Below are 22,581 nucleotides of genomic sequence, written 5' to 3'. Positions count from 1 at the left end.
TTTATTCAAACCAATCCGCAATCTTAATATATGACTCTCCATCAAAGTATTGTCACTTGTCTCAACGAAATTTTTTAAGGTTGTCCACTGTTGACAGACAATTGGTAATTTGTTACGATGAGTGACAATAAAAGCATACAAATTCGTTGATGAGAAAGAGTAGTGTTTCATTTTGTTCTACAGAGAGCCGACATTTGGTGGAAGTCGGTGTGCAGGTGTTACATGAAAATCCTCTCTGAGAAGATTGGCTGAATAGAGTAAGCCAATCCGGGTGTCTACCGTTAAAAAGAACACGTATGATTGTACGTTGCTGAGCGCTATTGACCATTGTGTCAATAGAATTAGGGTGGTATTCGCGGTTAACCCCGTCCCTTTCCTTGGGACGGGGTTTTTTGTATGCCTTTTATACAAAATGGATTGTATAGGAGGAACTCATATGCAGGAAGAACAAAAGAAGGAAACAGTGGTTGAACGAGAAACAAGGATTCGTGCGTTGTGGGCGCAAGAAGGAACCTTGGCAAAGTCCATCAACAATCGTGCTGGACAGCAGCCCTTTGTATTTTACGAGGGACCGCCAACAGCGAATGGTTTACCACATGTTGGTCATGCTTTTGGCAGAACAATTAAAGATGTTGTGGCACGCTATAAAACGATGCAAGGCTATCTCGTTGAACGAAAAGCAGGCTGGGATACACATGGATTGCCTGTGGAATTAGGAGTAGAAAAGGCATTAGGCATCTCTGGGAAGCAGGAAATTGAGAATTACGGGGTAGAGCGATTTATTCAGGCATGTAAAAAGAGCGTTTTTACCTATGAGCAAAAATGGCGTACCTTTACCGAGCAGCTTGGCTACTGGCTTGATATGGATAATCCTTATCTGACACTAAGCAATGATTATATCGAATCTGTGTGGCATATTTTAAGCCATGTACACAAGGAACAACTTTTATATAAAGGGCATCGTGTTTCACCTTATTGCCCTAGCTGCCAAACATCCTTAAGTTCACATGAGGTAGCACAGGGGTATAAGGATGTCAAAGACTTATCCGTTACAGCGATGTTTAAGCTTCGGGATCGCGACGAATATTTCTTAGGCTGGACAACGACGCCTTGGACATTACCTGCTAATGTAGCCTTGGCTATGAATCCATCTCTTCAATATGTACGTGTAAAGCATGAGAATAACATATACATCCTCGCTAAATCACTGGTAGAAAAGGTTTTTACAGAGCCTATCGAAGTACTAAGTGAGCATGATGGGCAAGAGTTTGCGGGTGTTTCCTATCAACCACCATTTTCTTATGTAACGGTCGAAAAAGGGCAAGTTGTCGTTATGGCGGATTACGTGACGGAGCATAGTGGAACAGGAATTGTGCACATTGCTCCAGCCTATGGAGAGGACGATTATAAAACAGTACAGTACCATGGTTTGTCCTTTGTCAATGTAGTTGATTTAAAAGGCTGTTATACAGAAGCTGTGTCTGAGCTTGTCGGACGCTTTGTAAAAGATTGTGATGTTGATATCATTAAAATGCTAGCGGCAAAAAAACTTCTATTTGCTAAAGAGAAATATGAGCATAGCTACCCACATTGCTGGCGCTGTGATTCACCTTTGCTGTACTACGCAACAGATAGCTGGTTTATCAAGATGTCAGCATTAAAGGAGCAGCTTTTACAAAATAATCAGCAAGTGACATGGTATCCAGGTCATATTAAGGACGGTCGATTTGGCAACTTCCTAGAAAATTTAGTGGATTGGAATATTAGCCGTAATCGTTACTGGGGTACACCATTGAATGTCTGGGTTTGTCGGGAGTGTGCTCATGAGGTGGCTCCAAGTAGTGTTGCAGCATTAAGAAAATTAGCTAAAGGGGCTTTCGATGAAAATTTAGAGCTTCATAAACCATTTATTGATGACATTGTCTGTACATGTCCTGTCTGTCAAGGAGACATGAAGCGGACGCCAGAAGTTATTGATGTTTGGTTTGACAGTGGCTCGATGCCATTTGCCCAGCAGCATTATCCTTTTGAAGATGTCACGACTTTTCGTCAGCAGTTCCCTGCAGATGTCGTCATTGAGGGAATCGACCAAACAAGAGGCTTTTTCTATAGCTTATTAGCGGTATCGACGTTATTTACAGGCAAGCCACCTTATAAAAATGTTCTATCGTTAGGGCATGTCTTAGATGAGCATGGGCAGAAGATGTCAAAAAGTAAAGGTAATGCTTTAGAGCCTGTTGAATTAATCGAGCAATATGGAGCGGATGCTTTACGGTGGGCATTTTTAGTCGACAGCTCCCCTTGGAATCCGAAGCGTTTTTCTAAGAAAATTATCTTAGATGCGAAATCGAAACTAGTGGATACACTTGACAATACGTTTAAATTTTATGCAATGTATGCCCATATCGATGGCTTTACGTATGATGCTACAAATAAAGGGAGTCGATCACCTCTAGATCATTGGATTTTGTCTCGTCTCCATCACACTATCCAACTTGTCACAACGTTCATGGATGATTATCAATTTACACAGGCTACACGAGAAATTGCTCAGTTGGTAGAGGAGTTAAGCAATTGGTATATTCGCCGTTCACGAGCTAGATTTTGGGCAAATGGACTGACAGCAGATAAACGAGGTGCATTTAGTACGCTTTATGAAGTGCTTACATCTATTTGTCAATTGGTAGCACCGTTTACGCCATTTATTGCTGAAGACATCTACCGTCAATTATGTGGGAAAAGTGTTCATCTGGAGAACTACCCAGCATGTGACGAACAATTAGTGGATGTCAAGCTTGAACAAGAAATGGCAATGGTTTTAACAGTAGTGGAACTTGGACGCAGCATTCGCAATAGTCAGGGAATGAAGGTTAAGCAACCTTTAAGTGAACTCATTGTTGCCGTAAAAGGAGACCTGATGGATTTTCAAGTCTATAGTGAGCTCATTCAAGATGAGTTAAACATCAAAGCCTGTAGGTGGGCGCATGATTTTTCAGCCTATGAAAGCATCCAATATAAGCTGAATTTTAAAACTGCTGGAGCTGCATTTGGTGCAAAGGTTAATCAAGTAAAAGAATATGTGATGGCATTAACGAATGAAGAAAAGCAAAAGCTCCAGCATAATGGTTCGGTTAATTTTGAGATGGAAGGGCAACAGCTAACATTATTAGCAGCCCATGTTGTTGCTGAAGCGGTTGTGAAGGAGTATTATAGGTTAGCTGAGGATAGCACATGTCGTGTATTGATGAATGTTCAACTAACAGAAAGCTTGCTACAAGAAGGGCAAATGCGAGAATTAATTCGCACAATTCAAGACGCAAGGAAAAAATGGCAGCTACCAGTGGCCCAATATGTGTCGATTGCCTTTAACGGTAGTACAAAGGTACTTTCTATCATCCGACAGCATGAAGCAATATTACAAGCGAATGTATTAGTCAAGGCTATTCATTATGGTGAAGCGTGGTCTAAAGCGAAATCCGTTGAAACAACATTGTTTAATGAACAGCTCACGGTATTTGTCTCACTCTAAAAGAAATGCTCAGGAGGAATCCTGAGCATTTCTTAGTGTTGAAAAACAAAACAGTCAATTGAAAGGGAGAAATGGATTTCCGTTGCAGGCTACTTGCTTTCCTGTGGGCGAGCGCCTAGCCGCTTCCTCCGCTACCGCTCCGTTTAGAGGCTCGCCTGTCTCGCTATCCCACGGGAGTCAAGTAGCCTTCCACTCCAGTCCACAAAAGTGTTACCTTTTTAGCGAAATTTTCAAATAAAGTGAAGGTGTTCACTACTTTTTATGAAGAGGTGTTGTCACGCATCACTTATCCATATTGAAAATAAGAGCTTATTCCCTCTAAAAATAATGGGCTATTTGATCGCTATACTACTATGAAAAAAGTAAAGACACTTTGCAGAATGGTTGATTGGAGTGGAGCCAGCGTCACTCCTAGGGGATTTAGCGTCACAGAGGAGACCCTGGAGCGAGCGTAAGTGAGTGAAGCGGCTCATCGGACGCCCCCTGGAAAGGGCGCTGGCGGAACGGAAATCAACCTCTCACCTTGCAAATTTGCTTTTTCTGCCGTTGACATCATCTTTTTTCAACAACATGAAATGCTTCAGGAGGAATCCTGAGCATTTTCTATGTAGGCTACAGTAAGCCACTTGCGAGATAACACGCTGTTGCCCAAATAAAGATGGCTGAGCATTTATTCAAGATGCCCATCAACTTACCAGAGCTATCGAGTTTTTTGAACGAGGCACCAGTCAACGTGAGACCGAAAAACCATAGCCAAGAAATTAGCACGCAGGCTACCGTGAAAATCATTTGCTCTGTACCACTATATTTTAATGCGCTCGTACCAATGACGCCGATTGTATCTAATATGGCATGTGGATTAAGTAACGACACAGAGAGGGCAAAGAGAATTTGTTTTTTTATGGGCAGTGGTTCACTTTTTTCTGTAGTGCTCGGATTTGAGCGCCAGATGGTATAGCCCATATAAAGTAAAAAAACAATACCAACAGTCATTAAAGCGATACGTAGCCACTCAAATTGTAAAACAATTAAGGATAGTCCGAATACCGCAAGCACAATTAGCATTGTATCACAGAGGGCAGCTGTTACACTTGCTGGCAGGGCGCGTAATAAATTGGGTTGTGTAGCACCTTGAGAAAAAACAAAAACATTTTGTACACCTAAAGGTAAAATGAGTCCAAATGCTAAAATGATGCCATGAAGAAAAGCTTCCAACAATCATCCCTCCTTTCACTACTCATTTTAGATATGGTATAACTAAAAGAAAACGACCAATTGGATGGTTTTTTATCCACCCAATTTTCTAGCAGGAAAGGTGATGGATAAATGAACTGGCAGCCAAATAGACAAAGAGATACCTCATTACAACAGCAAATTGTGCAATGGATAACAGCACTGGTGGAACGAGGAGACTGGGTAGCAGGAACAAAACTGCCCACCCAAAGACAGTTAGCCATGCAGTTTGGCGTCAATCGTAGCACGGTTCAACAGGCTTTAGAGGAATTAAAAGCAATAGGTCTCCTTGAATCAAAGGTAGGCTCTGGGGTTTACGTTACGCATAATTCATGGCATGCATTAATTCAACAAACACAGCCGAATTGGCAAACCTATATCGAAACAAGTATCCATAAGCCAAACTATCACACTATCCAATTAATTAATGAATACGAGCAGCGTGAGGATGTCATTCGTTTAGGAACGGGTGAGCTAGCACCAAGCTTATTGCCCATAGAGGCCATAGAAGCTTCACTAAGGGAGCTATCTTTTCAGCCCAAAGCATTGGGCTATTCCTCACCACAGGGTAATGATCACCTTCGTGCAGCTATCTGTGACTATGTACGAAAAAGAGGCATCGTTGCTGAGCCTCAACAGGTCTGCATTGTCTCAGGTGCACTTCAGGCATTGCAGTTAATTGCCGTTGGTTTACTAGAACAAGGGTCTATTGTATTTCAGGAGCCAACCTCCTATTTAAATTCTGTCCATCCATTTCAATCAGTAGGGATGCAAATGGTGAGCATTCACCGCGATGAACAGCTTGCCCAAACATTGTCTCAAAGGAAACGGAAAAAACAAGCCGTATTTTACGCTATCCCAACTTTACATAATCCAACGGGCCAAGTATGGACATCTCTGGAAAAAAAGCAGCTCTATGAAGCCTGTCAGGCATCACGTATTCCAATTATTGAGGATGATGTCTATCATGAATTACTTTTTGAAGCGACCTCTCCTCCTATTAAAGCAATGGATAGCAGCGGACAAGTCCTTTATATTGGGAGTGTCTCCAAAACCTTAAGCCCTGGGCTACGCATTGGCTGGCTTATTGGTCCAACCACCGTCATCGAACGATTAGCCGATATAAAAATGCAAACGGACTATGGCTCAAGTGCTATCTCACAAGAAATTGTCCTACATTGGCTACAATCAGGAAAATATGAATCGCATCTTGCATCTTTACGTCAGCACTTGCAGGATCGAGCCCATTTCACTGAGCAAATTTTACAGGGAAAATTTAAAGACATTGCTACTTGGAGCAAACCAAAGGGAGGCTTTTATATTTGGCTCAAGTTTCATGAGCCACTTATAGACAAAGAATTCTTTATGAAGCTATTGCAGCAACAAGTATTAATCAATCCTGGCTATATTTATGACCCACAAGATCATCATCATATTCGTCTATCTTATGCCTATGCAACATATGACGAATTGCAGGAAGGCCTCCAAATCTTGCATAAATGTGTAGTGGAGGCTTTGCTACAGTGACTGATTATGTTTTCATGGGAATGAATTTGCTCTACGTTTAGAGGAGTGATGCCTCCGCTCCATAATGTGAGGAAAGCGGTCAAAAAAGTAATCATTCCTCGTAACCAAATAGCCATTCTCATGCACTCGCCCAACAGAAAAGCAAGTGAATAGTACAAGCTGTGTGCCCATACATTTAGAAGGATGAAAGTATTTTTTAAATTTCTACGATAAAGAGGTGAACGATTGGACAATTTGCCGCCGGGTTATTTTCAAGTGCCTCAGCCTATTCGGAATGATGGAGCTGGAGGGGTGGATAAGGGGCCACGCGATATTATGAGGGATTTAGAAAATCCGGATATGCTGGTGCCACCAACGACAGATGCGGGTTTGATCCCTAACCTACGATTCTCGTTTTCAGACACGCATATGACATTAAATCAAGGTGGGTGGTCACGGGAAATTACGGTTCGTGAATTACCGATTGCTACGACATTGGCGGGTGTAAATATGAGCTTGACACCGGGAGGCGTGCGCGAACTGCATTGGCATCAGCAGGCGGAGTGGTCTTATATGCTACTCGGTCATGCTCGGATTACGGCAGTCGATCAAAATGGCTGTAATTTTATTGCCGATGTAGGACCAGGTGATTTATGGTATTTTCCACCTGGCATTCCTCATTCAATTCAGGGGTTAGAGGATGGCTGTGAATTTTTATTAGTGTTTGATGATGGCAATTTCTCAGATCTGAATACATTGTCGATTTCAGATTGGTTTGCGCATACCCCGAAGGATGTGCTATCTGCCAATTTTGGGGTTCCAATTAGTGCTTTTGATCATATTCCGAATGAGCAAGTGTATATTTATCAGGATCAGGTTCCTGGTCCCATCAATTCACAAAAAGTGGAGTCTCCTTATGGGCAGGTTCCACAAACTTTTAAGCATCGCTTATTAGCACAGCCACCACTGAAAACACCAGGTGGCAGTGTGCGTATTGTGGATTCAACTAATTTTCCGATTTCTCAAAATATCGCAGCGGCACTGGTAGAAATTGAGCCTGGGGCGATGCGCGAATTACATTGGCATCCGAACAACGATGAATGGCAATATTATCTACAAGGAAAAGGGCGAATGACTGTTTTCACAGGGAATGGAACAGCACGAACATTTGATTATCGTGCAGGTGATGTTGGGTATGTGCCGTTTGCGACGGGGCATTACGTTGAAAATACTGGCACAGAGCCATTATGGTTTTTAGAAATGTTTAAAAGTGACCGATTCCAGGATGTATCTTTGAATCAATGGATGGCCTTAACGCCAACAGAATTGGTGCAAAGTAATTTGCAGGTTGGCCCTGAGTTGCTACAGGCTCTTAGAAAGGAAAAATGGCCAGTGGTGAAGTACCCTGGTTTTTCGTATTATCCAAAATAAGAATGCAGGTGAATACTTTGTAAAATTAAAGATAAGTGAACGCATGTTTTTATTTTAAAACAGTAACTTATCTTTAATGTCACACATTATAGGATAGTTGGTACATCACTTATATAGTAGTGGTGTACTTTTTTATTTAGTAGACCTCATTTATTACTACAACAACGAAGGGAGTTTTATAAAAATGGTTATTATGAAACACCTACATATTTTCTAGGATATTTTTTATGGGTTTTTGAAGTACGTCTATAATGGCAGCGATGATAGCTGTTACTAAAATCCCTATTAGACCAAGTGCTATCGGACCTGCTGCGTCTTCACCCGTGAACATAGCAGAAACCCTTAAGTAAACTATTAAAAACAAAATGAAGAAAATAATTGTCAAAGCGCATTTTTTTATAATCTGTAAGGAATTAAGGGATAGCTCAGAAAAAGCATTGTTTATATTGATATAACTCAATAGTTTATAGGCTTGATACAATGCAACAGAAAACGTAATGCATACTCCATAGGCACATATTAACAATGGATATATCGAGTAATCTCCTGGACGCACTTTGGCATCTCGTAAAGCTGCTTGAGGTAACCAATAGATACACACAGCAAGTACCGCAATTCCAATAAGAAAAGCAATGATCTTTAAGAAAAAAGTTGAACTTAGTTTAACATTCATTTGAAGCACCTCACCGATTTAATGATAATATGATATTAGTCTATTTATTATCGTTTATCAATATATTTATTTCGTTTTTTATTATATTATTGTTGTTATTCAAATGATTATTTAAAAATCATGTGGGAATCGTACTTCCGTTATGGTAAGTTTTATGATGAAGTAACTGAACAATAGGGCGCAATTGTTAAAGTTGGGAATGCGTCTTTCATCATCTAAAGGGCGATTAAAATGGTAAAGAAATTCGGCAAAATTACATTAGAATTCAGTTTAGCTTGTGAAGTAGTGTATTTAAACTAACACTGCAGTTGAGTTTAAGAAGGATAAAGAAATCATCGAACGAATTAGTTAACTATATTGAAAATGAGGTGACTAAATGAGATTAGGGTTAAAACGAGATGAGGTAAGGTTAGAAGCACATTGTGATGAGTGGAAAAAAGAGTTTTTTAGGGTGAAACAGGATATTTTAAATGCAACGCCGATTCAAGAGAATAGAATTGAACACATTGGTAGCACAGCCATAAAGAATATCGTTGCCAAACCAATATTGGATTTAGTCGTTGGTGTTGATAATATTGAAAATGTTGATAAATCGATATTTCAAGGGCTAAGGGAAGCTGGTTTTTTAAAGCTCAAAGTGGAACGCCCTAATGAAATTGTGCTTGCGAAGTTTAATGATGATCATTATGAGGAAAAGACACACTTTATTCACTTAGTAGAATACAACAAAGAACTCTGGAAAAATTTAATCTTTTTTAGGAACTACTTAAATTCAAACGAAACAGCAAGGGAAGAGTACAGAGAACTGAAAATGAAATTTGTAGAAGAGAAAAATGGTGGGATCAATGAATACACAGATTATAAGGAACAATTCGTAAAAGGAATCTATGAGAAAAGGAAATAATTTCTTGTTAAGCTAACAGTATGCTTTACTTTAACAGGCAAAAGACAAATCACCGTCTTGCTATTCAGCAATCGGGCGCTTTCATGGAAAACTAGGAAAGTGTCTTTATAGGACAAAGTGTTATGGAACGCTGCATTTAATTAGGGGGGCATTGTTATGGAAATATACTGGGTAAACGGACAATATCAAGAAGATGAGCGGATTTTTGATTCTCAGTTTGAAGTTTATGAATGGACGGACTCATTATATCAGGATTTCTCCAATGGCTTTTTGAGAAAAGAAAATATCGGTTATGCAACTCCTGATATAAAGGTCATTGATTGTTTAACGGAACTAATACCACAATGGGCGGAATACATGAATGTATATGTTACAATGCATAGAGATGAGATGGAGGTAGACGGTAAAAAAATGTATAGAATTTGGACTTCATATAGTAGATAAAGTTCTTCCACCATCGGGCGTGGTTCTGTAATAAGGATCAGTGCTCGATCATTATAGGGACATATAATTGAATAAGAAATTATAATGTATAAATAGGGATAACGTTAGGAAAATGCGGATTTATAACGCTAAGTAAGGTTCACTATGAGAAAACCTAATTTCTCAGTATGAAGTGAAAAATTAGTTTTTTTCAATAATAGAAAGAGATTTATAAGTATTTATCGCTAATCACTTTCATATGGTGTAACTCGTGCCCGACAATGCCATATACAATGGTTCCTACTGAAACTGGACTGTTCATTACAGTTCCTTTACGAACCCACGCAGCTTCATCAATAGTTGAAATCAGGCTTAATGTGTTGGAGCGTACGGTGTCTAAACCAGCTAGTAACTGTTCCCAAGATAATTTGTTGAAGTTTGCCGCAGAAACGTATTGATCCTGATCCATTGCTGGGAGTGGTGCAATTTCATTTCGTGCAATGGCAAGTATTCGATACGACATCACACGTTCCGAGTCGGTCATATGCCCAATCACTTCTTTTAAAGTCCATTTCCCTGGTGCGTACGTCTTACTTGCTAACTCCTCTGATACGCTGCCTAAGAGGGTAAGGGTCTTAGCTTGTTGCTTATTAAGTATTTCTTCAATATCTCCATCTGGCACAAGACTAACATACCTATCATGCTCTGGATTTTCAATAAATAATGGTCGTGGACGCACATGAATCCTCCTCATCGGAATAGTTAATTATGGTTGTAGGGTAATATTCTACTTTCAAGCGGATATTTCCTTTATATAATATTTATTTATTTTCATTACCGCTATTTCGAAGACATATTAAATAATCGGGCGCAATTCTTGAAAAGGAATTGTGCCTTTTTCATTAATAGGGCCATTTAATTGAATTAAAAATGGGGCTTTATGTTAATCTTGATTTGAGTTTGTGAAACAATGTACTTAAGCTAACGATGCATTTAGTTGAATAGCCATTAGGTGTGACTGGAAGAATTGGAGATGATATAAAAAAACACCGAAGTGTCATATGTATTTTCAAATTAAGCTTATGGACAACTTGGAATTTGTGGGGTTAATCATAATAGTGAAATTCAAAACCGTCTTCTGGTTCGCCAACTTCATATCCCAATAATTTTGTAGCTCTATTCTTAAATATTGTAATCCATTCATCCCATTCTTCTGATGGTAACTTAGCATAGAATTGTAATCCACTTGATTCAATACTTACTTCTATTAATTTATCATCTGAACCATACCACTGTGGACAGCCGTTTACAAAGTTGTTCCAGTTAGGCATTTCTCTATATAAACGCTCCAACTTATCCCAAACTTCTTGTGGAGCAGAATAATGAATATTCAAATTAATATTGTATATTTCCATATGTTCTCCTTTTAATATATTGTTTTACTGTGGGTCAACTGTGATAAAAACACTTTTTAATCCGTCATCCGTATATAAAAACTCCATTTGTAAACACATATCTGCCAATTTTGAATTTGAAGTTAAAGCATAATCAACAGCAAATCCACTATTATCATTGAATTCATAGAAGTTGATTTGTGAATATTCGTATTTTGGGTGGAAATTACATGGAGCGCCATATTCATCAAATGAATCAAATCCATTTAAGTTTAATGTTTCTTGAACATAATAGAATAACTCACCAATATCATCCACTTCACATTCATCCACATAATTTAAAATGTTTTCATATTCTTTATTGTGCATTACTTTTAATATATTAGTAATAACAGTTAAAGCATATTGTTTATCTTCATTTTTCATAGTGAACCTCCAAATTCTAATTTGTCTTTCTATTCAACTGTATAATATCATAAATTTGTGAGAAAATTCACTTAAACTAACGGAGTGCTTTAGTTCAATAACGATCTTCCACAATCTGGCGCGATCATGGAAGAAGCCAATGATTATTTATTGTAGTATTGTGGTAGATGTTGTAGTAGTAAATGGGTTCTATGTTGTCCAAAAAGGATAGATGTAAACAGGTATAATTCCTGTTCATCTATCCTTTTTTTACCCACTATAATGTGTGATATTTTAATAAAATACATGATAATTAAGTTCTATATTTATTCTCACCTGCTTTTTGTTAATATTGATATTTTTTGCGCGTCAGCAGCAAAATAGCGATGGCAGGCACTGTACAAATAAGCATGGCTGCAAAGGACAGGCCAGGAGATATTTCGTATAAATATCCCCCTAAAAACGTAAGGATTGCTGTACTTAAGCCCATGGCTAATGCGGAATAGAGACCTTGTGCATTTGGAATTTGTTCCTTTGGTAGAGCTTTCGTTAAGTAGCGGATAAAAGCGAAATGTGCTAGTGCAAAGGATAATGCATGCAAGGTTTGTGAAGCAATAAATACCCAGACATTCGGGAACATAAAGATAAGTAACCAGCGCAGGGAAGAGCCGCTTGCTGCTAAGAGCAATAATGACGATGAACGCCACTTCATCAATAATGTATCGGCCTTCATAAAGTATAGGATTTCGCAAATTACTGCGATGTTAATAATCATGCCCATATAGAATGGGTCAACCTGTAAGTCTTCTAAATAAATATAACCATAGCTATAATAAGAGGCATGTGCACCCTGTAATAAAATTACGATAAATAAGACAATCGGGAAGCCCTTGATAGTCCATAAAGTCTTCATCGATAATGATTTCGCACGTTGTTCTTTTGTTGGCACAACAAGTAATTCCTTTGGAGTGGCTAATTGCTGCATAAGTAACATGCCAATCAACCCAATAATCATGCTCCAAAAGATAATGTTTTTGCCGAAAACGCCCGTCAGCATACTAATAATTAATACAGCAATCACAAACCCGAAGGAACCATAGGAACGGCTTTTGCCGTAGTGAATATTGCCATGCTGGACAAGCGTTGCTGCACTACTTTCCACAGCAGGTAATAGTGCTGGATAAAAGACACTAAATAAAATGGTCACGATTAATAATGCGATAAAGCCAGTGCTTGGAATATAAAGTAATGCAGTTAGTAGAGCACCTACTGCTAAAATCGTAATAAGACGTTTATTGTGTACATATTTTGCAAGGGTTGGAAAGAAGAAAAGATTGGACGTGGCACGAGCTAGTAGCCCACAGCCCATTACAACACTTGCCTGCGATACTGTCAGATGTTTTGCATCCACAAGCCAACCTGTCCAGTAGGGTAAGAAAATGCCCCAGGTGATGAAAAATGTAAAGAAATTCTGAGAAAGCCATCGTTGATTGTTCATATAATTACCGTACCTCCATTAACTAAGTTGAATAATAGCATGTTCATCGCTACAATAATGTGAGATATCTCATATTTTTTAGAGGGGAGAGTAAAAAATGCATATTCTAACAGCTGAAGCACGTACCCAATATCTTGAAAAATATCCGATAGATGATTTTTTCTCATTTGCTATCGATCCTTATCTGGAAGTGTGTCAATTTGACAAAGGAGAGTGGATTTTTCAGGAAGGCTCCTTTCCAGATACATTGTATTACATGATAGAAGGCAAGGCGAAGCTCTATATGACGCATAAAAATGGCAAGGTTTCACTAATTGAATATTTGGAAGCTCCTCGTTTTATGGGGGAAATTGAATTGCTTAATGAGGCGAGGTATACAAAGGGGATACAAACTGTTACCAAGACAATTTGTTACTCCATTACACAGGCATGTAAGGAAAAGTTACTTGTGGATGCCTTGTTTTTACGTAGACTTTGTGTGTTTCTAGGGGAAAAAGCCACGAACATGACATCTAAATATACACAAAATCAAGCATATCCGTTTGAGAATCGCTTAGCAGCCTTTATTCAATTATCTGCTGATCAAGGTGTCTATAAGGAAAAGCATACGGAAATCTGTGAGTATTTAGGGGTTTCTTATCGCCATTTATTATATGTATTGGCACAGTTTTGTGAAGAGAAGATATTAGAAAAACGTAAGACAGGCTACCATATTATTGATGAAAAGCGTCTTGCACAGTTGGCTCAGGAGATACAATAGCGATGGACTTGCAGGAGATCGTGCTAGAAGGAAGCGCCCGATTAAGTTAGCAGAACGCTTACGAAGTACCATGTCAGACTTCATATAAAGAAGTCTGGGTTTGGCTTGTTGTATTCACTTTTTTTAATGAACCAGCGAGCGATGTCCTTACCACTATGGTAGAAGTCTACCTCATGCACCTTATTTTTTTGGATGGTGATGTCTAGCGTGTTTTCCATAACGTCAAAAGGTAAAACACCGATACATAAAGGATTGTTTGGTAAAAGACTTTCATGTGGTTTACGAACAGTTTGTTTCGCTTCAAGGTGCTTGTTCGCCGTATTATTTTCTGTCATATGGAATGCAAGTAGTTCTCCTTGTGCCAATGCCGTGCTTGATGAGTAACCAGTACTTTTCATTCAACATGCCCCCTTTTGTCGTTACATTTATTGTACAAGACTGGTTGGAAAAATAGCCGTTATTTACAAGGCTTTTACAATAACTTTAAGATTCATGGAATATTTAGTAATTTGTAACCGCATTCATACCGTTTTTGGATAAAAACCATAGAAAACTGATATAAATTCTTTTTGAAAAACTCATACTCAAACTATTGTGAATTTTTCTAACACAAAGTATTATTGTAATTAGATTTAACGTGAAAGTTTTCACAAAGTCACGAAATCGTTAGGAGGAATTTTAATGAGTGCAATTCGAGTAGGTATTGTAGGATATGGAAATTTAGGACGTGGTGTGGAGTATGCTATTTCACAAAATCCAGATATGGAAGTAGTAGCGGTGTTCACACGTCGTGATCCTTCAACAGTAAACGTAGCAAGCAATGCGAGCGTATATTTAGTAGATGACGCCGAAAAATTCCAAAACGACATTGATGTCATGATTTTATGTGGTGGCTCTGCAACAGATTTACCAGAACAAGGACCACATTTTGCACAATGGTTTAATACAATTGATAGCTTCGATACACATGCGAAAATTCCTGAATTTTTCGATGCTGTAGACGCAGCGGCACAAAAATCTGGTAAAGTGTCTGTTATCTCAGTTGGATGGGATCCAGGTTTATTCTCCTTAAATCGTCTACTAGGAGAATCCGTATTACCAGTTGGTACAACATATACATTCTGGGGCGATGGTTTAAGTCAAGGTCACTCAGATGCAGTACGTCGTATCGAAGGTGTTAAAAATGCTGTTCAATACACATTGCCAATTAAAGAAGCTGTAGAACGTGTACGTAATGGTGAAAACCCTGAATTAACAACACGTGAAAAACATGCACGTGAATGTTGGGTTGTGTTAGAAGACGGTGCAGATGCTGCAAAAGTGGAACAAGAAATTGTCACAATGCCTAACTATTTCGATGAATATAACACAACAGTTAACTTCATCTCTGAAGATGAATTTACAGCAAACCACACAGGTATGCCACATGGTGGTTTTGTCATTCGCAGTGGTGACAGTGGAGCAAACGATAAACAAATTCTCGAATTCTCATTAAAACTTGAAAGTAATCCAAACTTCACATCTAGTATATTAGTGGCTTATGCACGTGCTGCGCATCGTCTAAGTCAAGCTGGTGATAAAGGAGCGAAAACAGTATTTGATATTCCATTCAGTCTGCTTTCACCAAAATCAGCTGCTGAATTACGTAAAGAATTACTATAATCATAGAAAATCACCCGATTATCATTCATTTGATTATCGGGTTTTTTATTTTTGCCATTCATTCGATAAAATATGGTAAACTGTCAATAATTTAATAATCTGAATTTTTGTGAAAAAATGGAGCTATTGTAACCTTACACAAATTTGGAGGTTATCGTTAACATGACAGATATTATTATTCAATCAAAATGTATGGCACCAAGTCCATCCACTCATTGTATCAATAGAGCCGCACTTATGAAGACATTAAAGAAGAGCCATCACCATACTTGTACATTTATTCATAGTGGTGCAGGGTATGGTAAAACGACCATCCTCACACAATTTCTCTCGAACGAAGCGAATAAATTTTCTTGGTATAGTATTTCCGAAGAAGATGATAATTTATTACCCTTTTTAAGACATCTTTTTTTTAGCATACAGCGAGCTGTGCCGAATTTTGGTCCTACATTCGATGAGTGGAATCAATTGTCACGCTTCCCTAAAATGGAGGAGCTGAATCGCTGGTATAAGCTTTTTGTCAATTGCCTATGTAGCATAGAGGAGCCATTTCTAATTGTCATTGATGATTTTCATTTAGTGGATCACGTCTTTTCAATTAATTATTTTATGGAGAAAGTTATTGAATTTGCTCCACCAGCGATTCATTTTATTATCGCATCTAGAACATTACCGAATTGGGATATTATGAGAAAATTAAAGCTGCAAAAGAAGTGGCTAGTGATCAACGAGGACGAGCTGGCCTTTTCAACTGAGGAAATTGCTGTTTTTTTTGAAGAATATGTAGACGTGCATTTATCCGATGCTGAAATGGCCAAGATATTGGAGATCACAGAAGGCTGGGCCATCAGTCTTTCCTTGTTAGCAGAGCAATGGCATCATGTTTCTTTAGATTATTGGCTAATGATTTCTCCGAATGATCTTTTCACCTATTTGTCAGAAGAGGTTTATAGTAGGATGACTGCAACGGAGCAAGAGACCATTTTAAAACTAGCTATTTTTCCTACATTTTCAGCGGAGCTATTGGAAGATTTTTATGGCTTTGAAATGGCACAAATGTTGAATACTTTATCACAGCGTCATTTATTTATCCAACCAGTGACAACAGATGGTTTATACCGCTTCCATGCTTTGTTTAGTCGGTTTTTAGAAATGAAATGGCGTCAGCATACAAGTTGTTATACGGACCTTCATAAACAAGCGGCATTCTATTATATGGAACGGCATAATATTCAAGCTGTGCTTTATCATGCCTTTAAAACGAATGACCATGATTTTTGTGGAGAGCTATTACAGCGTCATGCAGAGCCATTAGTACGTGCTGGACAATTTGAATGGTTATTAGAAAAAATCAATCGATTTACTGTACAAGAAAAAGATACATTTTATAGATTATATTATTTTGATGGCGAATGCCATCGCTACCGTGCTTATTATGAAAGGGCGAAACAATCCTACGACAAGTGTGCAATGATCGCACAGCAGCAGCAGGATCACCTATTTATGACAAAATCTCAAGCAGGTTTGGCACATATTTACTTAGACACTATACAGCCTGCATTAGCAGAGCCTTATTTAGAAAAAGCATTAGAGCTTGCCAAATATACCCCCTTACTAAAAGAGGAATTATTAGAACTTCAACGGCAATATGCTGAAAACTTAGTGAACTTAGGGAAGGCCAAGGGTGCACAGTTATTTATGGAGGACGTGGCATTGCCAGCGGATGTCATGCAACGAGCGAATGTGGATGTCCGAGTTTTACTACGGACTGGGCAATTACGAGAGGCGAAGGAATTATTAGCACAGCGCCTTGAATTGCCACCTCAGCTTGTGGCAACCCATCGTGAAAGTGAACTACTAGCAGCATTTGTCTATGCATTGTTAGGACAAGGAAAGGAAGCTTGGTATGCAGCCCAGCATGGGATACGCAGGGGGTTAAGAGAGAAGTCTATTTTTATAGAGGCGGTTGGTTATATCAGAAAAGCACATGCGCTACTATTAATGGATTTCCCAGATTATCAAGGGGCATGTCAAGCCTATGAAAAAGCGTTGACTTTATTGAATGCCATTAATATTTCTCGAGTTAAGGCCGAACCTTATATGGGGCTAGCGATTGCTAAACATTATTTAGGAGATATAGTAGCGGCTAAGAAATACTTGGCATTGGGCTTACGAGAAACCGAGCAAGTACAAGATGCTTGGATGACAGGCCTCATTCTTTTAGCGGAAGTGAAAATCATTCTCTCCCAGCAAGAAACAGAACGAGCGAAGCAATTAGTAAGGAAGGCACAACAACTATTTCAGGAATGCGGAGATCGCAATGGCTTGATGCATGTTCTATTCTATCAATCCGTTATCGCGTTTCAAGAAAATAATAGAGACCAATTTCATCCGTATTTTCAACAGTTTGCGCAATTATGTTTGGCAAATGGCTATGACTATTTTTTACAAAGGAAAATGATACTTGGTCCAAGTGATCGAATGATTTTCTATGAGCTATTGCATTTTAGCCAAACAGGAGGTGTGGAACATGCAGCCATTCTTGCATTACGAAGCTATTTTCAAGTGGAGGACAGTATCAATTATCCGCATGATGCAATACAAATCAATCTTTTTGGGAGTTTAAGTTTAATTCGAGCACAAAGAAAGCTCGAAGATAAAGAATGGCAACGTGATAAATCGAAGGAATTGTTCGTGTATCTATATTGTCATCGCAATCGTTTTACACCAAAGGAAGAAATAGCGCAGGCATTATGGCCAGACCGCACTGTCGAGTCTTTAGATCGGGATTTTAAAGTGGTCTTAAATACATTATTAAAAGTGTTGGAGCCACAACGACATGCAAGGCAGGAGAGCTTTTTTATTCAACGTAAGAATAATATGTATCAGTTGCAAAATATTGCCTTTCTCCAAATTGACGTGGAACGATTTCACTATTATTACAACCTAGGAATGGAGGAATTTGATCCACAGTTGTCCGATGAATGGCTACTGTTAGCGGAAGCGAGTTATCCAGACGCCTTATATGCAGAAAAAAAGCAAATCGACTGGCTTACTCAAGATCGCGAAAAGCTACAATTTTTATATATAGAAGTTCTAGAACGTTTGGCACAAAATGCCACAAGGCAGCAGCAATATAAAAAAGCCATCCACTATGCAGAGAAAATAATTGGAGAGGATGCACTATGGGAGGAGGGCTATCGCCTGCTTATGTACAGCTACTACCAACTCCAAAACCGTTCTCTAGCATACAAATGGTACGAAAAATGTGTACAGCAGTTACAGAGCGAATTAAATACAACCCCTATGGAGTCGACCATGGCTGTCTATGATTTAATTATGGGATAGCTAGTGCCGTCGTTTAAATGAGGGAATCTTATTCGGGTGGTACTACTTTGTAGTGTAGGGAGAGCCACTCATAAGTAGAAATGAACTATATGAACAAGTTAAAAAAAGCAACATATTTAAATGCCATTTTGTCAGACAAATAAAAGGCTGGCCACAATTTGCAGATTGAACAAGATGAGTGAATGGTTGAATCGTGTAGAAGGAGAGATGAATTAAAGTGATACTTGCAAATGAAAAATTATTTTTAAGGGAATTCACGCCACATGACTGGATTGATGTTCATAAATATGCCTCACAGGAGATTGTTTGTAGGTATCAAACATGGGGACCGAATACAGAGGAGGATTCAAAAGAATTCATTCAGGATGCACTCGATGAAGCAAGACAAACACCAAGGGAAAGATATGTTTTTGCTATTATTTATCAAGAAACTTTAATAGGTTCGGTTGAGATAATGATTAGGGATTTCACGAATAAGGTGGGGGAAATTGGCTATATTGTTAACCCTGACTATTGGGGGAAGGGAGTAGCAACGCAGAGTGCTAAATTAGTGATCACTTTCGGTTTTGACACATTAAAGCTCCATCGTATTTATGCAACATGTGACCCAAGAAACATTGGATCATCAAAGGTTTTAGAAAAGGTTGGAATGGCCAAAGAAGGAATATTACGTGAAAATATGTTAATGAAAGACGGTATTTGGCGAGATTCCTTCTTGTATAGTGTATTGAAGCAGGAATGGTCTTCATGAAGCGTACTACAGAATGCAGTTTGAAACACTAAAAAATAGTTCCTAATACAAAAGACAAAAATGTTGTATATTCAACGTTTTTGTCTTTCTTTTTACCTGATGTAATTAGTAGCGTAGCGATAAATCTTTTAACACTTTTAAATTTTTAATAAATAATTCCATAACCTCGATACAGAAAAATGCTTTGTACTTTTGTGCAAAGCATTTTTTGTAACTAATTTGTAACTGGACTTTTGTATAGTGTTGTCATAGCAAGAAAGCGCTTTCTATGGAGCTTATTTTAAAGGGGGGTATAGGATGAAGAAGCGGTGGTATTGGTTTCTTTTAGTAATGTTGGCTGTGGTGCTGGTAGCTTGTAGTGGGGAGGATACGAAGGATGATGCAACAGATGCAGATTCCTCCGATGGTGAGACAAAAGCGGTGACGGCGGAAGGAGGCACGATTAAGATTGGGGTGCTTGCTTCGTTAACGGGGGCGCTTGAATCATATGGGAAGCAGACGCAGCGGGGATTTGATTTAGGGATTGAGTATGCGACTGGTGGGACGATGGAGGTCAATGGTAAGAAAATCGAGGTTGTGTATGAGGATACGGAGACAAAGCCGGAGGTGGCCGTGCAGAAAGCAACAAAGCTATTAGAAGATGACCAGGTTGATTTTTTAGTAGGTTCTTCAAGTTCTGGTGATACCCTTGCTGTTCTACCGCTGGCAGAGGAGTATGAAAAAATTATGGTGGTGGAGCCTGCGGTGGCTGACAGTATTACAGGTTCTGAGTTTAATGAGTATATTTTCCGTACAGGTCGTAATTCATCACAGGATGCCTATGCAGCCGCGGCGGCTATTGCTGGTAAAGGTGTGAAGATTGCTACATTTGCCCCAGATTATTCGTTTGGCTGGGATGGGGTGAATGCGTTTAAAACGGCAGCGGAGAAATTAGGTGCTGACATTGTGTTAGAGGAGTATGCAGACCCAGCAGCAACAGACTTTACGTCTAATTTACAAAAGGTGCTAGATGCTAAGCCTGATTATTTATTCGTTGTCTGGGCAGGAGCAAATTCACCATGGAATCAAATCGCAGATCTTAAAATTCAAGAAAAGGGCATTAAAATTTCAACGGGAGCACCTGATATTATAGCGCTTCAATTTATGAATCCATTGGTTGGTATGGAAGGTTTTTCGGTGTATTACCACACGCTACCGCAAAATGATGTCAATAAATGGTTAGTTGAGGAACATCAAAAACGTTTCAATGAAGTACCTGACTTATTTACACCTGGCGGCATGTCTGCGGCGATTGCCATTATGGAGGCATTGAAAAAATCGGAGGGAGATGCAGATGCCAACAAGCTGATCGGCATAATGGAGGGGATGTCATTTGAGACACCAAAAGGTACGATGACGTTCCGTGAAGAGGACCATCAAGCCCTTCAATCGATGTATTCGATTCGCTTAGAGCAACAGGATGGCGTGGATTATCCAGTACCCGTACTTATTCGGGAGTTAAGTCCTGAGGAAACAGCACCACCTGTTATGAATTAAACAAATGAGAGGCAGCATGGCTGTCTTTCTACATAACTATTAGAGGAGAAGGGAGTAGAGGATGGAGCCAATACTACACACAGACAATTTAACGATTCAGTTTGGGGGACATACGGCGGTGGATTGCGTTAATTTTCAAATGCCTGAAAAGCATTTAAAGTCCATTATAGGGCCGAACGGTGCTGGGAAAACAACATTCTTTAATTTGATTAGTGGAGAGCTAAAACCAACTGCGGGTGATGTTTATTTTAAAGGGCAATCACTTGCCCAAAAGTCGGCCATCGAAAGAACACGTATGGGGTTGGGTCGATCCTTTCAAATCACGAATGTCTTTCCAAATTTAACGGTTCTCGAAAATGTTCGTTTAGCCGTGCAGTCAAAGGAAAAGATTCGTTATCAGCTATTTCGACACTACAAAAGCTATAAGGCGATTACCGACAAAGCGGAGGAGCTATTATCACTCGTTTTACTCGACAATAAACGGGACGCCCTGACAACGATGCTATCCCATGGAGAGAAAAGAAAGCTTGAGATTGCCATGCTACTTGCGTTGGATACGGAAATTCTGCTACTCGATGAACCAACAGCTGGTATGTCTTTAGAGGAAGTACCTACGATTTTAGAGGTCATTCGGACCATTAAAAATCAAGGGAATAAAACCATTCTGCTCATTGAACATAAAATGGATATGATTTTAGATTTATCGGATTCCATTATGGTGTTATTTAATGGTCAGCTACTAGCAGATGGTTCACCCGTGGAAATTATGAATAATGATACCGTACAACAAGCATATTTAGGAGGGCTGTACGATGACCACCTTACTGACATTAAATGAGGTTCACACGCATATCGGCCAATATCACATTTTGCAGGGAGTTAATTTTGAAGCGAGGGAGGGACAGGTTAGCGTACTGCTTGGACGAAATGGTGCAGGTAAAACAACGACCTTGAAAACAATTATGGGATTAACACCTGCGACAAATGGCGAAATCGCCTTTCGCTCCCACTCCATTAAAAAAAGCCCAACATACAAGGTGGCTAAATTAGGGATAGGTTATGTGCCTGAAAATCAAGGGATTTTTGCAGATTTAACGGTAGAGGAAAATATGAAGGTAGCCATGTATAAGGAAGATACTGCCACGTTAGAACGACAGCAATATGTGCTGGAGCTGTTTCCCGATTTGAAGAAGTTTTGGAAAAAGGCTGGCGGGCATTTATCAGGAGGGCAAAAGCAAATGCTGTCCATGGCAAGAGCCTTTATCAATGATAGCCAATTAATATTAATTGACGAGCCTTCCAAGGGGCTTGCGCCCATAGTGGTGGAGAAGGTGATGGAAGCGATTATGGAAATGAAAAAGAAAACGTCCATTGTTCTTGTTGAACAAAACTTTATGATGGCTAGCCGGATTGGTGATACCTATACTTTGATCGATGATGGCAGAACAGTAAATTCGGGCATGATGGAGGATTTGATTGTCAATGAAGAACTAAAACGCAAGTATTTAGGAATTGGATAAAGGGGGTG

19 protein-coding genes and 1 other annotated feature are annotated in these 22,581 nt (G+C 39.2%); of the genes, 12 read left to right on the top strand and 7 right to left on the bottom strand.

Annotated features, from left to right (window positions below; genetic code table 11):
- Positions 1-137: 137 nt before the first annotated feature.
- Positions 138-376, top strand: a binding site (T-box leader).
- Between the two features lie 60 nt (positions 377-436).
- Positions 437-3,529 (top strand): isoleucine--tRNA ligase, encoded by a 3,093-nt coding sequence (ileS, locus tag NV349_RS11715; protein ID WP_271909965.1) that lies wholly within the window; start codon positions 437-439, stop codon positions 3,527-3,529.
- Positions 3,530-4,141: 612 nt separating this feature from the next.
- Here ileS and NV349_RS11710 read toward each other — a convergent pair.
- Positions 4,142-4,744, bottom strand: coding sequence for a LysE/ArgO family amino acid transporter (locus NV349_RS11710; protein ID WP_271909964.1), 603 nt, complete (start codon positions 4,742-4,744; stop codon positions 4,142-4,144).
- 111 nt (positions 4,745-4,855) lie between these two features.
- Here NV349_RS11710 and NV349_RS11705 point away from each other — a divergent pair, with 111 nt between their 5' ends.
- Both NV349_RS11705 and NV349_RS11700 read left to right on the top strand, forming a co-directional pair.
- Positions 4,856-6,289 carry an aminotransferase-like domain-containing protein gene (locus tag NV349_RS11705; protein WP_036117634.1) on the top strand — a complete coding sequence of 478 codons (1,434 nt, stop codon included), beginning with the start codon at positions 4,856-4,858 and terminating at the stop codon, positions 6,287-6,289.
- 225 nt (positions 6,290-6,514) lie between these two features.
- A complete protein-coding gene (locus NV349_RS11700; RefSeq protein ID WP_058843522.1) occupies positions 6,515-7,699 on the top strand; it encodes an oxalate decarboxylase family bicupin in 1,185 nt (394 codons plus the stop codon).
- A 202-nt stretch (positions 7,700-7,901) separates the two neighbouring features.
- Here the strand turns inward: NV349_RS11700 and NV349_RS11695 are convergent, their stop codons facing one another.
- A complete protein-coding gene (locus tag NV349_RS11695; RefSeq protein ID WP_036117640.1) occupies positions 7,902-8,372 on the bottom strand; it encodes a DUF2975 domain-containing protein in 471 nt (156 codons plus the stop codon).
- A 376-nt stretch (positions 8,373-8,748) separates the two neighbouring features.
- Here NV349_RS11695 and NV349_RS11690 point away from each other — a divergent pair, with 376 nt between their 5' ends.
- A complete protein-coding gene (locus tag NV349_RS11690; RefSeq protein WP_271909963.1) occupies positions 8,749-9,276 on the top strand; it encodes a GrpB family protein in 528 nt (175 codons plus the stop codon).
- Positions 9,277-9,432: 156 nt separating this feature from the next.
- Positions 9,433-9,720 carry a hypothetical protein gene (locus tag NV349_RS11685; protein ID WP_271909961.1) on the top strand — a complete coding sequence of 96 codons (288 nt, stop codon included), beginning with the start codon at positions 9,433-9,435 and terminating at the stop codon, positions 9,718-9,720.
- 208 nt (positions 9,721-9,928) lie between these two features.
- Here the strand turns inward: NV349_RS11685 and NV349_RS11680 are convergent, their stop codons facing one another.
- The 4 genes from NV349_RS11680 to NV349_RS11665 form a co-directional block, all read right to left on the bottom strand.
- Complete coding sequence (locus NV349_RS11680; RefSeq protein ID WP_058843526.1) at positions 9,929-10,438, bottom strand: DinB family protein; 510 nt, start codon at positions 10,436-10,438, stop codon at positions 9,929-9,931.
- 367 nt (positions 10,439-10,805) lie between these two features.
- Positions 10,806-11,114, bottom strand: a complete 309-nt coding sequence (locus NV349_RS11675) for a hypothetical protein (RefSeq protein WP_036117651.1) — start codon at positions 11,112-11,114, stop codon at positions 10,806-10,808.
- A gap of 24 nt (positions 11,115-11,138) precedes the next feature.
- Complete coding sequence (locus NV349_RS11670; protein WP_036117654.1) at positions 11,139-11,519, bottom strand: DUF7668 domain-containing protein; 381 nt, start codon at positions 11,517-11,519, stop codon at positions 11,139-11,141.
- Between the two features lie 325 nt (positions 11,520-11,844).
- A complete protein-coding gene (locus NV349_RS11665) occupies positions 11,845-12,996 on the bottom strand; it encodes an MFS transporter (RefSeq protein ID WP_058843527.1) in 1,152 nt (383 codons plus the stop codon).
- 97 nt (positions 12,997-13,093) lie between these two features.
- Between NV349_RS11665 and yeiL the strand changes: the two genes are divergently transcribed.
- Entirely contained in the window at positions 13,094-13,756 is a 663-nt protein-coding gene (gene yeiL / locus NV349_RS11660) for a transcriptional regulator YeiL (protein ID WP_036117659.1), read from the top strand.
- An 80-nt stretch (positions 13,757-13,836) separates the two neighbouring features.
- Here the strand turns inward: yeiL and NV349_RS11655 are convergent, their stop codons facing one another.
- Positions 13,837-14,154 carry a hypothetical protein gene (locus NV349_RS11655; protein ID WP_058843528.1) on the bottom strand — a complete coding sequence of 106 codons (318 nt, stop codon included), beginning with the start codon at positions 14,152-14,154 and terminating at the stop codon, positions 13,837-13,839.
- 283 nt (positions 14,155-14,437) lie between these two features.
- Here NV349_RS11655 and NV349_RS11650 point away from each other — a divergent pair, with 283 nt between their 5' ends.
- The 6 genes from NV349_RS11650 (at position 14,438) to NV349_RS11625 (ending at position 22,573) form a co-directional block, all read left to right on the top strand.
- On the top strand, positions 14,438-15,418 hold the full coding sequence (locus tag NV349_RS11650) for a diaminopimelate dehydrogenase (protein WP_036117665.1): 981 nt from the start codon (positions 14,438-14,440) through the stop codon (positions 15,416-15,418).
- Between the two features lie 162 nt (positions 15,419-15,580).
- Positions 15,581-18,766 carry a winged helix-turn-helix domain-containing protein gene (locus NV349_RS11645; RefSeq protein ID WP_271909958.1) on the top strand — a complete coding sequence of 1,062 codons (3,186 nt, stop codon included), beginning with the start codon at positions 15,581-15,583 and terminating at the stop codon, positions 18,764-18,766.
- Between the two features lie 217 nt (positions 18,767-18,983).
- A complete protein-coding gene (locus NV349_RS11640; RefSeq protein WP_058843530.1) occupies positions 18,984-19,517 on the top strand; it encodes a GNAT family N-acetyltransferase in 534 nt (177 codons plus the stop codon).
- Positions 19,518-19,814: 297 nt separating this feature from the next.
- Positions 19,815-21,053, top strand: a complete 1,239-nt coding sequence (locus NV349_RS11635) for a substrate-binding domain-containing protein (RefSeq protein ID WP_036117673.1) — start codon at positions 19,815-19,817, stop codon at positions 21,051-21,053.
- A 61-nt stretch (positions 21,054-21,114) separates the two neighbouring features.
- Positions 21,115-21,891 carry an ABC transporter ATP-binding protein gene (locus tag NV349_RS11630; protein ID WP_058843531.1) on the top strand — a complete coding sequence of 259 codons (777 nt, stop codon included), beginning with the start codon at positions 21,115-21,117 and terminating at the stop codon, positions 21,889-21,891.
- Positions 21,866-22,573 carry an ABC transporter ATP-binding protein gene (locus NV349_RS11625; RefSeq protein WP_058843532.1) on the top strand — a complete coding sequence of 236 codons (708 nt, stop codon included), beginning with the start codon at positions 21,866-21,868 and terminating at the stop codon, positions 22,571-22,573. Before NV349_RS11630 ends, NV349_RS11625 begins: the two co-directional genes overlap by 26 nt.
- Positions 22,574-22,581 lie beyond the last annotated feature (8 nt).

Source organism: Lysinibacillus sp. OF-1 (genome assembly GCF_028356935.1).
Lineage (GTDB): Bacteria > Bacillota > Bacilli > Bacillales_A > Planococcaceae > Lysinibacillus > Lysinibacillus fusiformis_D.
Note: the sequence above shows the minus strand (reverse complement) of the source record. Positions and strands in the feature narration are given on the sequence as shown.

Coding starts and splice junctions, on each gene's coding strand:
- NV349_RS11685 (WP_271909961.1), top strand. CDS start 9,433: ATGGAAATATACTGGGTAAACGGACAATATCAAGAAGATGAGCGGATT.
- NV349_RS11625 (WP_058843532.1), top strand. CDS start 21,866: ATGACCACCTTACTGACATTAAATGAGGTTCACACGCATATCGGCCAA.
- NV349_RS11630 (WP_058843531.1), top strand. CDS start 21,115: ATGGAGCCAATACTACACACAGACAATTTAACGATTCAGTTTGGGGGA.
- yeiL (WP_036117659.1), top strand. CDS start 13,094: ATGCATATTCTAACAGCTGAAGCACGTACCCAATATCTTGAAAAATAT.
- ileS (WP_271909965.1), top strand. CDS start 437: ATGCAGGAAGAACAAAAGAAGGAAACAGTGGTTGAACGAGAAACAAGG.
- NV349_RS11650 (WP_036117665.1), top strand. CDS start 14,438: ATGAGTGCAATTCGAGTAGGTATTGTAGGATATGGAAATTTAGGACGT.
- NV349_RS11690 (WP_271909963.1), top strand. CDS start 8,749: ATGAGATTAGGGTTAAAACGAGATGAGGTAAGGTTAGAAGCACATTGT.
- NV349_RS11695 (WP_036117640.1), bottom strand. CDS start 8,372: ATGAATGTTAAACTAAGTTCAACTTTTTTCTTAAAGATCATTGCTTTT.
- NV349_RS11670 (WP_036117654.1), bottom strand. CDS start 11,519: ATGAAAAATGAAGATAAACAATATGCTTTAACTGTTATTACTAATATA.
- NV349_RS11665 (WP_058843527.1), bottom strand. CDS start 12,996: ATGAACAATCAACGATGGCTTTCTCAGAATTTCTTTACATTTTTCATC.
- NV349_RS11675 (WP_036117651.1), bottom strand. CDS start 11,114: ATGGAAATATACAATATTAATTTGAATATTCATTATTCTGCTCCACAA.
- NV349_RS11635 (WP_036117673.1), top strand. CDS start 19,815: ATGAAGAAGCGGTGGTATTGGTTTCTTTTAGTAATGTTGGCTGTGGTG.
- NV349_RS11645 (WP_271909958.1), top strand. CDS start 15,581: ATGACAGATATTATTATTCAATCAAAATGTATGGCACCAAGTCCATCC.
- NV349_RS11655 (WP_058843528.1), bottom strand. CDS start 14,154: ATGAAAAGTACTGGTTACTCATCAAGCACGGCATTGGCACAAGGAGAA.
- NV349_RS11705 (WP_036117634.1), top strand. CDS start 4,856: ATGAACTGGCAGCCAAATAGACAAAGAGATACCTCATTACAACAGCAA.